Origin of the sequence: Streptomonospora alba (assembly GCF_000826685.1) — a bacterium.
GTDB lineage: Bacteria > Actinomycetota > Actinomycetes > Streptosporangiales > Streptosporangiaceae > Streptomonospora > Streptomonospora alba.
Genome location: NZ_JROO01000045.1, coordinates 67,541 through 79,682, shown reverse-complemented (window position 1 = coordinate 79,682; position 12,142 = coordinate 67,541). Strand labels below are relative to the sequence as shown.

Below are 12,142 nucleotides of genomic sequence, written 5' to 3'. Positions count from 1 at the left end.
TGGGATCAGTCGGCGCAGTCAGCGTGCCAGAACGTCGATCGCGTCGGCCGGGCACACCTCCACGCACTCCAGGCAGCCCGTGCACGTGTCGCCCAGCACGACCAGACTCCCGCCCTGCGGCCGCAGCGCGTGCTCCGGACAGGTCAGCAGACAGGCTCCGCAGGCCGTGCACGACGATGTCACAGCCACCGGCGCCGGAGTCCCGGCGGGGTCGTCCAAGGCGCCTCCTTCGCATCGGGCGCCGGTCCTGAGACCAGTGCCACCACAGCGTGTGCGGCGGCCTCCAGGCGCGGCGCCAGCCCAGCGTACACGGGGTTTCGGGCGCACCCACGGCAGCCCGTGCCCGATGTCCGCCTATTGCGGATCGGCTGTTCTCGCCGTACGTTCATTGGGCCGTGGTGTTCGGGAAGTCCGGTTCTAAACCGGCGCGGCCCTCGCCACTGTGAGCGGGAAGCCCAATGCCCCGACTGCCGCCGACGCGGCGGTCGGCAAGGCCACTGGGGGCGGCAGCGACGCCGCCCCTGGGAAGGCCGGCGGAGGGCGGCGACCCGTCAGCCAGGAGACCGGCCACGGCGTGACGACCGTCCACGAGGTGTTGGAAGTTGGGTCCCCCGACATGCATATCGCTGAAGGCTATTTGCCCTGGCAGCACGCAGCTGCCTGGACCGCCGTCGCGGCGCCTTTCGTCGCACACGGCGTCCGTTCGCTCACACAGGCCGTCCGCGCCGATCCCGACGCCAAGCTGCTGGTCGGCGCCGCCGGAGCATTCTGCTTCGTGCTGTCGGCGCTGAAGATCCCCTCGGTCAGCGGAAGCTGCTCCCACCCCACCGGAGCCGGCCTGGGCGCGGTGCTGTTCCGCCCTCCGGTGATGGCCGCGCTGGGCTCGATCACCCTGCTGTTCCAAGCGCTGCTGCTGGCCCACGGCGGGCTGACCTCGCTCGGCGCCAACGTGTTCTCCATGGCGGTGGTGGGCCCGTGGGTGGCCTACGGCGCCTACAAGCTCGTCCGTTCGGCCACCGCCTCTCTCGACGAGCAGACCTCGTTGGGCGGAGCGGTGTTCTGCGCCGCCGCGCTGGGCAGCCTGGCCACCTACACCGTGACCAGCGTCCAACTGGCCCTGGCCTTCCCCGACCCCGCGTCCGGGTTCTTCGGCTCCTTCGCGAAGTTCGCCGGGATCTTCTCGGTCACCCAGATCCCGCTGGCGATCATCGAGGGCCTGATCACCGTGGTGATCGTGCGGCTGCTGAGCCGGGTCAACCCCGATCAGCTGCGCCGGCTGGGCGTGCTGCGGCGCAACAGCGCCGCTCCGGCCGCCGGACAGGCCACCGACGCGAGCGAAGAGAAGGCGGGCTGAGACGTGCCGAAGACCTCGACCACCTGGCTGCTGATCGCCGCGGCCGCGCTGATCGCCGTGCTGCCCCTGCTCATCGGTTCGGGCAGCCACCTCGAAGAGCCCTTCGCCGGTGCCGACGCCCAGGCCAAGGAGACGGTCACCGAGATCGACGGCGGTTACGAGCCGTGGTTCGCCTCGATCTACGAACCCCCGTCCTCCGAAATCGAATCGGGCATCTTCGCGCTGCAGGCCGCGATCGGTGCCGGGATCATCGGCTACTACTTCGGTGTTGTCCGGACCCGCAACAAGCTCGGCGCCGCCCCGGCCCCGCCGTCCCCGGACGCCGAGAGCCCGACGTCGGCCGACCTGGGCGCGGGGGCCGAGCCTCCGGCGGCCGGCACCGCCGAAGCGGAGTCCGGCCCGGCCGAACGGTAGTAACCGCGTGCTGGCCATCGACGCCGCCGCCTACGCCAGCCCTTGGCGACGGGTCCACCCCGCCGTCAAGGGCGTCTTCTTCGGGGGACTGCTGGTGTGCGCGCTGGCCCTGCCCACCTGGCCGGCCGCGCCGCTGGTGGCGGCGGTCGCCCTCACTGCGGCCCTCGGGCCGGCACGGGTGTCGCCGCGGGCCTTCGCCCGTGCGGCCTGGGGGCCGCTGCTGTTCATCCTGACCGGCTCGCTGACGCTGCTGGTGACCGTCGGGGGCCCGCAGGGCGCGATCGCTTTCGACCCCGACGGGCCCGCCCGGGCCGCCGAGATCATCGGGCGGGCCGCGGCGGCGGTGTGCTGCCAGTTGCTGTTCGCCCTCACTACACCGCTGGCAGACCTGCTGCCGCGGCTGACCCGCATCGGGCTGCCCGCCGCCCTGGTGGAGACGGTGGCCCTGATCTACCGGATGCTGTTCGTGACCCTGGACAGCGCCCACCGCATCCAGACGGCCCAGGCGGGACGGCTGGGCTATAGCCACCGGCGCGCCTGGGTGCGCTCGGTCGGTGCGCTGGGCGCGGCGCTGTTCGTACGCTCCTACGACCGCGCGCAGCGGATGCAGCGCGGCTTGGAGTGCCGCGGCTACACCGGCGAACTGACCGTCCTCGTCGATGAGCTGTCCCTGCGGCCCGCCGCCGTGTCCGCCGCCGCCCTGCCTTCGGTGCTGGTGGCCGCGGCGACCGTGAGCTACATGTTTCTAGGAGCAGGCCTGTGACCACCGCCGCCGACGGCGACGCCACCGCCGCACCGCCCGCCGCGCTCGCCGGGCGCGGGCTCACGTTCGGCTACCCCGACACCGCGCCGGTCTTCACCGGGTTGGACGTGCGCATCGCCCAGGGCGGGGTGGTGGGTGTGCTCGGCCCCAACGGGGGCGGGAAGACGACTCTGCTGCGGCTGCTCTCCGGCAGCCTCACCCCCGACGCAGGCGAGATCTACGTCGGCGGCGAGCGGGTGCGGCGCGGCCGCCGTGCGCTCAACGAGCTGCGGCGCCGGGTGCAGCTGGTCTTCCAGGACCCCGACGACCAGCTGTTCTCCGCCAGCGTCAGCCAGGACGTCTCCTTCGGCCCGATGAACCTGGGGCTGGCCGCCGACGCCGCACGCGAGCGGGTGGCCTGGGCACTGGAGGCGCTGGAGATCACCGAGCTGGCGGAGCAGCCCACCCACCTCCTCTCCTACGGCCAGCGCAAGCGCGTGGTGCTGGCGGGAGCCCTGGCGATGCGGCCCTCGGTGCTGGTGCTGGACGAGCCCACCGCCGGCCTGGACCCCGAGGGGGTGGAGTCGCTGGTGGAGACGCTGGAGGGACTGCGCGCGGCGGGCACCACCCTGGTGGTCTCCACCCACGACGTGGACCTGGCCTACCGGTGGGCCGACACCGTACTGCTGCTGAACCGCGGCCTGCTCGCCGCCGGTGAGGCCCGCGAGGTGCTGGCCGACCCCGCCCTCCTCGCCGCCGCCCGCCTGCGTCCGGCCTGGGCGCCTGCGGCCGGGCGGGCGCTGCGCGCGGCGGGGCTCCTGGCCCCCGGCTCCCCTGACCCCGCCACCCCCGAGGAGGCGGCGCGGCTGCTGGGCGGGGCGGAGGGGTAGTTCGGCGCAGGCTGCGCGCCGCGCCTCGGACCCGATACCCGCCTCAACGCCAGGCACCCGCCGCAGCCCACCCGCGTGGGTTTCCCGGGCGGGAATGGGGCATCCCCCGACGGCTGGGCGGGCGGGGGTGCATCGTGCAAGGGAGGCCCCACGCCGGGTGGCGGGTCAGGACCGCCAGGTTCGCACCACGTGCAGCACGATCGCGACCACGGCGAGGAGTCCCCACGGCGGCAGTGCCTCGGGGGCGGACTCGGCCGCCCAGGCGGCGACGGCGATACCAAGCGTGCCCCACCCGGCGACCTTGAGCGTCCGTGCGCTGCGCGTGGCGGAGCCGGGCCGCTCATACTCTCCTTCTGCCTTCGGTGCGGTCTCCGATTCCATGCGCGTGGCCAGCGAGTCGGCGACCTCGGTGTCGAACTCCGGGCCGAGTTCGCGTCCGGCGGAGATCGCGGTGGCGATCTCGTCGCGCAGGTCGGTGGTGCGGGCGGGGGGTGTGGTGGCCATGGCGCTTCTCCTCCGACGGTGTTGCAGGCCGTGGCCGCCCGAGGGCGGAGCTCTCAGCGTAAGGGAGACGGCGGTTCCGGGCGGGGCTACGGCACGGTCTCCGCGGCACTGTTCCAGGTGTAGCCGCGCGGGGTGACGAACCTTCCGGCCACGGTGCGGCTGGCCGAACTGCCGACCAGGACCACGGTGTACATGTCGACGTCCTCGGCGCCGCCGTTCAGCATCGCCTCCAGCGTCGTCACCACGGCGCGCTCGTCGTCGCGGGCCGCGTTTCGGACATAGCCCACCGGGGTGTCGGGCGGGCGGTGCTCGCCGAGGATGCGCAGGGCCTCGGGCAGCTGCCACGCGCGGCGGCGGCTGCGCGGGTTGTAGAAGCACACGGTGAAGTCGCCTTCGGCTGCGGCGTGCAGGCGGCGCTCGATGGCTTCCCACGGTGTGTGCAGGTTCGACAGGGAGATGTAGGCGTGGTCGTGGCCCAACGGGGCGCCGAGCCGGTGCGCCGCGGCGACGGCCGCGGTGATTCCGGGCACGCCCACGACGTCGATGTCGTCGCCGGCGAAGTCCAGTGCAGGGCTGGCCATCGCGTAGACACCGGCGTCGCCCGAACCGATCAGCGCCACGGCCGCGCCCTGCTGCGCTTCGGCGACGGCGGTGCGGGCACGCTCCTCCTCCTGTCCCAAACCGCTGGCCACCACGCGGGTGCCCCGCCGCAGCAGGTCGCGCACCTGGTCCAGGTACTGGTCCAGACCCACCACGACCGAGGCGCGGTGCAGCTCGGCGAGGGCGCGCGGGGCCGTCAGGTCGCGGGCGCCGGGGCCCAGGCCGACCAGGGCGAGGCGGCCGCGGGGGTGCAGGCGCGCCACGGCCGCGGTGGCGTTGGCGGACTTGCGCTTGGCGACCGCCAGTTCGGCCCGGCGGCCGTCCTGTCCCGCGGCACGCAGGGCGGCGGCCTCGGCGACACTGGGGGTGCCGATCTCGGCGCGCACGACGTCGCTGGGGTTGGGCACCTCCACCTCCGCCAACTCGGCTGCGGGCAGGACCCGCACCTGCCAGCCGCGCTCCTCGGCCGCGCGCAGGATGCCCTCCTCGTCGGCCTTGACGTCCACGGTCGCCAGGGTCCGCACCGACTGCGGAGCCAGCCCCGCCTCGGCCAGTGCGGTGTCGATCAGCCCGCCGATCTCCTCGGCGGCGGCCCCGCGCGCCGATCCGACGCCCACCACCAGCGAGGGCGGGTGGTAGGTCACGGTCGGCACCTGCTGGTCGCCGGACCGCTGCACGGCACAGTCGGTGACACGCAGCAGCGCCGCCGCCGACTCCGGCGGCGTCTGGGCGGATGCGCCGGGCGCGAGCGGAGGCAGAGGCCAGACCTGGTCGTACTCCAGGCGCACCGGCCGCCCCGACAGCAGGGCCGCGCCGACGGGCGCCAGAGGCGCGGTGTCGGCAACGGTGAAGCCGAGGTCGGCGCCGTAGGAGTCGAGCGGCGCCGCCGATGCGGCGTCGCTGGCGGTCGTGATGACCGGAGCGGCCCCCAGGACGCCCGCGACCTCCGCAGCGAGGGCGTTGCCGCCGTGGTGGCCGCCCAGGACGGCGACGGCGTGCTGCAGCGCCTCGTCGACACAGACGACCGGCGGGTCGGCGTGCTTGTCGCCGAGCACCGGCGCCAGCGCGCGCACCGCGGCGCCCACGGCCAGGAAGGCCACCACGGCGCCGCATTCGGCGAAGGCGCTGCGCAGCTCCTCGCCCGCGCGCTCCCCGGTGAACGTGCGGACCCGGTCGGGCCAAGCCGACTGCAGGCGGTCGGCCGCGCTGCGGCCGCGCTCGGTCACGGCGATGACGCCGATGGCGCCGCTTTCGGACATCTGTGCCTTTCCGGTCGAGGGCATGGAGGGGATCGGGGATCAGGCGGATGGAGTGCGGGTGCCCCACAGGAGGGTCACCGGATTGGCGGCGGCCAGGCGCAGCGACCCGTTGGGCAGACCGGACAGCCGGGAGGCCTGCATCTGGGTGCCGTCGGGGGCGTAGCCGGCAGCGGCGAGCATGTCGTGCAGGGGCCGGACGCGGTCGAGTGAGGCGAGCGCGACGACGACGCGTTCGGGGCGCCGGGCCAGGACCGCGGAGGCGACGGCGTCGTCCCCACCGCCGATGAACGCGGCGTCGGGGGCCAGGCGCGCGGCGGCGGCGTCGAGGTTGGCGGCGGCCTCCCCCTGATGCACCTCGACCGCGACTCCGTGGGCGCGCGCGTTGGCGCGGATGCGCTCGCAGTCGTCGGGGGCGCGTTCGAAGGCGACTGCGCGGGCGCCGAATCTGGCGCACTCCACGGCGACCGATCCGCTGCCGGCGCCGACGTCCCATACGACGGTGCCGGGCCGGGGCGCCAGCCGGGCGAGCGCGAGCGCGCGGACCTCGGGCTTGGTGATCAGCGAGGCGCGGTGCTCGAAGGACTCCGCGGGCAGCGCCCAGTCCGGCGGCGCGCCCTGGTGGCCGGGCATCCAGGCCATGGCGGGGGCGAGGGCGCGGTCGGGATCCACGGCCAGCACCACGTTGGGGTCCGCCCACGTGCGCTGGGGCACCTCTTGGCCCGGAGCGAGGGTGACCACGTCTTCGTCGTCCGTGCCGAGCCGCTGGGCGACGTGCACCCGGCGTCCGGCGCGCAGCAGTTCGGGCAGGAACGCGTCGGGCCCCGCGCGTCCGGGCGCGGTGAGCACGGCGGCCTTGGGGTGGGCGAGCGCGGCGGCCAGTGCCCGCCGCACGCCGCGCCCGGAGTCGCTGCGCCCGTGTGCCGAGACCACCACGGCGTCGTCCCAGGGCAGGCCGATGCGGGCGAAGGCGGTGGCGACCGAGGTGGCGGCGGGCACCACCGCGGGGTCGGCGCCGCGGGTCCGCAGGCTGCGCAGGACGCCGAAGAAGCCGGGGTCGCCCGAGGCCAGCACCGCGGCGGGTCCGCCCGCCGCGACGACTGCGTCGAGGGCGGCCCCCAGGTCGCCGATGGGCACGCGCTCGGCACCGTCGGCGATGTGCCCGGCGGCGGCCTCCAGGTGGCGGGCGGCGCCGGCCACGCACACCGCCGCCGACAGCGCCGCGGCGGCCCGCCGCGGCAGGGGGCCGCCGTCCAGTCCGATGACGGTGATCATCCGCGCGGGTCCTCCAGCGCCAGCTTGAAGCCGGTGTGGGAGGCGACGAAACCGAGCCGGGTATAGAAGCGGTGCGCGTCGGCGCGGGCGGCGTCCGATGTCAGCTGCACCATGCGGCAGCCATGGGAGCGCGCCTGCTCGACCGCCCAGGCCAGCATGCGGCTGCCCAACCCGCGACCGCGTTCGGCGGCCGCCACCCGCACAGCCTCGACCTGCGCGCGCGTGCCGCCGCGGTGGGACATGCCGTCCAGGAAGGTCAGCTGCAGCGTGCCCACCACGGTGGTGCCGCCTACCGCCACGGCCAGCAGCGTCCGCGGGTCGGCGTCGATCCGGGCGAAGGCCTCGCGGTAGGGGGCGAGGTCGCCGGGCGTCTCGCGTTCGGCGCCGCGCACGTCGTCGGCGAGCAAGGCGACGAGCGCTTCGACGTCCTCGGCCCGTGCCCGGCGGATCTCGGTGTCGTCCATACCGGCCAAGCCTTCCAGAGCGGCGTCGGGCCCGACCGACCGGGCGGGGCCGGTGTGCTTCGCGCTCATGGGCGCTCCGGATAGGCGGCGACCACCCGCCGGCCCGTGAAGTCGACCATCGCCGCCTCCACGTCCAGGGCGCCTTCGCTGAAGCGGGTGAGCACCCCGGCGACGCGGCGGCACAGCTCGGCGCCCGCCGCCTCCAGCAGGCCCTCGCGCTCCCAGATCTCATAGGCGTGGCGGCCGGTGTTGGCGGCGTCGACCTCGGCGGCGGCGTCCTCTCCCCCGCCGACCCGTCGGGTGATCTCGCCCAGCAGCTCGGTGGAGACCTTGGAGCGGGTGTAGTGGGTCATCAGCACGCCCGAGGCGAGCTTGGTGAGCTTGCCCGCCATGCCGACGAACACCACGCGCCGCAGGCCGTACTCGAGTGCGCGGCGCAGCGCGGCGCCGGTGAAGTCGCCGACCTCGACGAAGCACACCTGCGGCAGGTCGGGATGGCGCAGTGTGGCGCCCTTCTCGGTGCGCCCGCCGGTGCACAGCACAAGCGTGTCCTCGCCCTGGGCCGCCATCACCGACACAGCCTGCTCGACGCTGGCGCGCCAGGAGGCGGTGGAGAAGGGCCGCACCACTCCGGTCGTGCCCAGGATGGAGATCCCGCCGATGATACCCAGCCTGGCGTTGGTGGTCTTGCGCGCCATCTTCTCGCCCTCGGGCACGCTGATCACCACCCGCAGGCCCCGGCTCTCGGTGTCGACCGCCTCGCCCACGGCCTGCTGGATCATCTGCGCGGGCACCGGGTTGATGGCGGGCCCGCCCAGCTCCAGTCCCAGGCCGGGGCGGGTGACCACGCCGACCCCGACGCCGCCGTCCAACTCGACGCCTGGCTCGCCCCGCCGTGTGACGGTGGCGGTGACGTGCGCGCCGTCGGTGACGTCGGGATCGTCGCCGGCGTCCTTGACCACCACCGCCTCGGCGCGGTCCGGCCCGACCAGCGCGCAGCGCTCGGTGGCGAAGGCCACGCGCTGCCCCGAAGGCAGCGCCACCTCGGCGACCTCCGCCGGGCGCCCGGTGGCCAGCGCCTCGGCGGCCGCCTTGGCGGCGGCCGAGGCGCACGTGCCTGTGGTCCAGCCGGTGCGCAGCGCCTTCTGCCGCACCTTCATGGTGCGCGGCAGGTCGGGTTCGCGCGGCTCCGGCTCCTCGTCTGCGCCGGGCGCGGGGCCTCCCTCGGCCTCGCGCCGGTCCCGCGGACTGTCGGTCACGTCCTCATGCTCCTCGGCGCGCCTCGCGCAGTTGCCGACGCGCCTCGCGGTCGGCCCGGCGGTGGGTGTGGAAGTGGCCGGGGTGGTACAGGTGCGACCGGGTACCCCCGGCGTTGAGAGCGGGCCCCACCAGCACCAGCGTGTGCTTCCACAGCCGGTGCTCCTTGACGGTGGCCTCCAGTTCGCCCAGCTCGCAGTGCACGATCAGCTCCTCGGGCCAGGTGGCCTGGTAGGCGATGATGCAGGGCGTCTCGGGCGCATAGCCGCCCTCGAGCAGCTCCTCCTGCAGCCGGCCCGAGCGCGCCGCCGAGAGGAACAGCGCCATGGTGGTGCCGTGCCGGGCGAACTCGCGGACCTCCTCGCCCTCGGGCATGGGGGTCTTGCCTCCCCCTAGCCGGGTCAGCACCACCGACTGGGCGACCTCGGGGACGGTGAGCTCGCGCTGGGCGATCGCGGCGACCGCACTGAAGGCCGAGACGCCCGGGATGATCTCGACCTCCAGCCCGAGGTCGGCGCAGACCTCCACCTGCTCCTGCACGGCACCCCACAACGCGGGGTCGCCGGAGTGGATGCGCGCGATGCGCAGGCCTTCCTCGGCGGCGCGGCGGTAGTAAGGCAGCACGCCTTCCATGGGCAGCTTGGCCGAGTCGACGACCTCGGCGCCGGGGCCGACGTGTTCGAGCACGTCCTCGTGCACCAGGCTGGCCGCCCAGATCACCACGTCGGCGGCGGCGATGGCGCGTACAGCGCGGACGGTGAGCAAATCCGCGGCGCCGGGACCGGCGCCGACGAACACGACGGCCCCGCTGCCGGCTCCGCTGTCGTGCTCACTGCTGTGCTGGCTGGCCATGCCGTTGCTCACTCACCTCTCGTGGTCGGGGCGCGCGGCGCGAAGTGCGCCGGCCGCCCGCGCTGTCGTGGTCGTGGTCGCTTCGTCCGCGGTCTCTACCGCCGGCGGCCCGCCCGAGGGGGCGGCCTCACAGCTTCCCGCCGCGCCCGGCTTCGCGGCGGGCGGGTGCGATGAGCGTGGACAGGTAGGGCAGGTCGGCGCCGTCGAGCTTGTCCAGCGGCGCGATCTCCTCGTCGTCCAGGCCCAACCGGGCGCCGTAGACGGAGTCCTCGCCGCGGCCCGACTCGCGCACGGCTTCGGCCACCTGCGGTGCGAATCGGCCGAACTTGTAGGCGACGACTGTGGCGTCGGAGTCCAGCGCCGAGCGCAGCCGCTCCACGCCGCCGGTGACGGGCAACAGGGTGAGGGGTTCGGAGCCCTCGGCCAGGACGCGGCCGGATCGCGCAGCCAGGTCCTGCATGGCGGTGACGCCGGGGATCGTCTCCACCTCGGTTTCAGGGGCCATCTCGCGCACGGTCTGCGCGAGGTAGGTGAAGGTCGAGTAGACGTTGGGATCGCCGATGGTGGCGAAGGCCACCGTGGCCTTCCCCTCCTCGAACCGGCGCAGCACGGCGCGGGCGGCCTCGTCCCAGGCGCGCACCCGGCGCTTGCTGAGGCCGTGCCGGTCGTTGAGCGCGAAGACGGCGCGCTCGATGCGGGAGCCGTCGACGTGGGCGCGCACGGTGGCCTCGGCGCGACCCGGCTCGTCACCGGCCAGCACCGGGACGATCACGGTGTCGGCCTCGCGCATGCGCCGCACCGCCTTGACCGTGACCAGTTCGGGGTCGCCCGGTCCGACGCCGACACCCACCAGCCGTCCGCCCGTGCCCATACCACCGCTTCCCTCGTCGACTGCGTTCTGCGCACCTCCGCCGCACGGCCGCGGGGGCGCGGCGCTGCGCTGTGGGGAGGTCTGGGTCAGCGTATCGGGACGGCGTGCGCTCACTCGCGGCCGGGCCCGGCCCGAGCCCGGCCGCGAGCAGGGGCTGCGGGCCTGAGCGGGCCGGGTACGGCCTACCATGGCCACTCGCCGCCCGGTCGGCAGCGGCGGCGAGTGACGTGAAGGAGAGTGGAGCGGCGTGCCCGTGATTCCGCGTGTGGTGATCGCGGCCCCTGCCTCAAGCAGCGGCAAGACGACGATCGCCACCGGCCTGATGGCGGCGCTGGCGGCCCGCGGCGACCGGGTCAGTGGGCACAAGGTGGGACCCGACTACATCGATCCCGGCTACCACGCGCTGGCCACCGGTCGACCGCCGCGCAACCTCGACCCGGTGCTGTGCGGCGAGGAGCGCGTGGCACCCCTGTTCCTGCACGGGGCCGCCGGCGCCGACATCGCCGTCGTGGAGGGGGTGATGGGCCTGTTCGACGGCGCCGCCGACTCCGCGGCACCCGCCGGACCGGGCGACCCCGGTTCCACCGCGCACGTTGCGGCGCTGCTCGGCGCGCCCGTCGTGCTGGTGGTCGACGCCTCCCGCAGCGCCCGCTCGGTGGCGGCCCTGGTGCACGGGTTCTGCACCTACGACCCGCGCGTGCGCATCGCGGGGGTGATCCTCAACCGCGTGGGGTCGCAGCGCCACGAGGACATCCTGCGCGCCGCTCTGGAGGACGCGGGCACCGAGGTGCTGGGCGTCGTCCGGCGCCGTGAGGAGGTGCACACGCCCGCGCGCCATCTGGGCCTGATCCCCGCCGCCGAGCGGGCGGGTGAGGCGCACCGAGCGGTGCGGGACCTGGGCGAGCTGGTGGCCCGGTTCTGCGACCTGGATGCGCTGCGCGCTGTCGCCCGCGCCGCCCCGCCCCTGGCCGCCGAGCCGTGGGACGCCGCCGCGGAGGCGCAGGAGTGGCGTATCCCTGCGCAGACGCCTCCGCCGCGCATCGCCGTCGCCGGAGGTCCCGCCTTCACCTTCGGCTACACCGAGCAGGAGGAGCTGCTGCGCGCCGGCGGCGCGGAGGTGCACGCCGTCGACCCGCTGCGCGAGGAGGCACTGCCGGAGGGGACGGACGCGCTGATCGTCGGCGGCGGGTTCCCCGAGGTGCACGCCGCCGAGCTTTCGGCCAACGCGGCGCTGCGCGGCGAGGTCGCCGCCCTGGCCGCGCGCGGAGCGCCGGTCGCCGCCGAGTGCGCCGGGCTGCTCTACCTGTGCCGCAGCCTCGACGGCGCACCGATGTGCGGTGTGCTGCCCGCCGACGCCGCGATGACCGGCTCGCTGACGCTGGGTTACCGATCCGCGGTCGCGGTCGGCGACACCCTGCTCGCCCGAGCGGGCACCCGAGTGCGCGGCCACGAGTTCCACCGCACCGCAGTCGAGCCGCGGTTCGGCGAGCGGCCGGCATGGCAGTGGAAAAGCGATGGAGGCGAGGGGTTCGCCTCTGACACCATCAGCGCTTCGTACCTGCACGTGCATTGGGCCGGTCTTCCCGCGATCGCGGGAAGGTTCCTGGGCGCGGTGCGTGCCTGCGCCGAGGGGGTGGCGAAGTGACCGGCGCGGTCGAGGCAC

The 12,142-nt window shown here is 74.9% G+C and carries 13 protein-coding genes and 1 riboswitch; of the genes, 5 read left to right on the top strand and 8 right to left on the bottom strand.

The window, feature by feature from the left end:
• Positions 1-18 precede the first annotated feature (18 nt).
• Positions 19-219 (bottom strand): 4Fe-4S binding protein, encoded by a 201-nt coding sequence (locus tag LP52_RS22020; RefSeq protein ID WP_040276268.1) that lies wholly within the window; start codon positions 217-219, stop codon positions 19-21.
• A gap of 160 nt (positions 220-379) precedes the next feature.
• Positions 380-586, top strand: a riboswitch (cobalamin riboswitch).
• Positions 587-616: 30 nt separating this feature from the next.
• Here LP52_RS22020 and LP52_RS22015 point away from each other — a divergent pair.
• The 4 genes from LP52_RS22015 to LP52_RS22000 are packed head-to-tail and all read left to right on the top strand — an operon-like array spanning position 617 to position 3,400.
• Positions 617-1,354, top strand: coding sequence for an energy-coupling factor ABC transporter permease (locus LP52_RS22015; RefSeq protein ID WP_040276267.1), 738 nt, complete (start codon positions 617-619; stop codon positions 1,352-1,354).
• Between the two features lie 3 nt (positions 1,355-1,357).
• Positions 1,358-1,768, top strand: coding sequence for an energy-coupling factor ABC transporter substrate-binding protein (locus tag LP52_RS22010; RefSeq protein ID WP_052810140.1), 411 nt, complete (start codon positions 1,358-1,360; stop codon positions 1,766-1,768).
• A gap of 7 nt (positions 1,769-1,775) precedes the next feature.
• The gene (gene cbiQ / locus LP52_RS22005) at positions 1,776-2,531 is read left to right on the top strand and encodes a cobalt ECF transporter T component CbiQ (protein WP_040276266.1); all 756 of its coding nucleotides are present in this window, start codon (positions 1,776-1,778) and stop codon (positions 2,529-2,531) included.
• A complete protein-coding gene (locus tag LP52_RS22000) occupies positions 2,528-3,400 on the top strand; it encodes an energy-coupling factor ABC transporter ATP-binding protein (RefSeq protein WP_040276265.1) in 873 nt (290 codons plus the stop codon). Before cbiQ ends, LP52_RS22000 begins: the two co-directional genes overlap by 4 nt.
• Positions 3,401-3,565: 165 nt before the next feature.
• On the opposite strand, the gene LP52_RS21995 is transcribed toward LP52_RS22000, so the two are convergent.
• From LP52_RS21995 to cobI, 7 genes are all read right to left on the bottom strand, one after another.
• A complete protein-coding gene (locus tag LP52_RS21995) occupies positions 3,566-3,904 on the bottom strand; it encodes a hypothetical protein (RefSeq protein ID WP_040276264.1) in 339 nt (112 codons plus the stop codon).
• 86 nt (positions 3,905-3,990) lie between these two features.
• Complete coding sequence (gene cobJ, locus LP52_RS21990) at positions 3,991-5,787, bottom strand: precorrin-3B C(17)-methyltransferase (protein ID WP_052810139.1); 1,797 nt, start codon at positions 5,785-5,787, stop codon at positions 3,991-3,993.
• A 15-nt stretch (positions 5,788-5,802) separates the two neighbouring features.
• Complete coding sequence (locus LP52_RS21985) at positions 5,803-7,035, bottom strand: bifunctional cobalt-precorrin-7 (C(5))-methyltransferase/cobalt-precorrin-6B (C(15))-methyltransferase (RefSeq protein ID WP_040276262.1); 1,233 nt, start codon at positions 7,033-7,035, stop codon at positions 5,803-5,805.
• On the bottom strand, positions 7,032-7,499 hold the full coding sequence (locus tag LP52_RS21980) for a GNAT family N-acetyltransferase (RefSeq protein ID WP_040276317.1): 468 nt from the start codon (positions 7,497-7,499) through the stop codon (positions 7,032-7,034). The genes LP52_RS21985 and LP52_RS21980 overlap by 4 nt, the downstream gene beginning before the upstream one ends.
• Before the next feature lie 65 nt (positions 7,500-7,564).
• Positions 7,565-8,758: a cobalt-precorrin-5B (C(1))-methyltransferase gene (locus tag LP52_RS21975; protein WP_238581046.1), complete on the bottom strand. Its 1,194-nt coding sequence runs from the start codon at positions 8,756-8,758 to the stop codon at positions 7,565-7,567.
• 4 nt (positions 8,759-8,762) lie between these two features.
• Positions 8,763-9,608: a precorrin-4 C(11)-methyltransferase gene (cobM, locus tag LP52_RS21970; protein ID WP_052810147.1), complete on the bottom strand. Its 846-nt coding sequence runs from the start codon at positions 9,606-9,608 to the stop codon at positions 8,763-8,765.
• 127 nt (positions 9,609-9,735) lie between these two features.
• Complete coding sequence (gene cobI, locus LP52_RS21965; protein ID WP_040276261.1) at positions 9,736-10,479, bottom strand: precorrin-2 C(20)-methyltransferase; 744 nt, start codon at positions 10,477-10,479, stop codon at positions 9,736-9,738.
• 265 nt (positions 10,480-10,744) lie between these two features.
• Here cobI and LP52_RS21960 point away from each other — a divergent pair, with 265 nt between their 5' ends.
• Positions 10,745-12,124, top strand: coding sequence for a cobyrinate a,c-diamide synthase (locus tag LP52_RS21960; protein ID WP_040276314.1), 1,380 nt, complete (start codon positions 10,745-10,747; stop codon positions 12,122-12,124).
• Positions 12,125-12,142 lie beyond the last annotated feature (18 nt).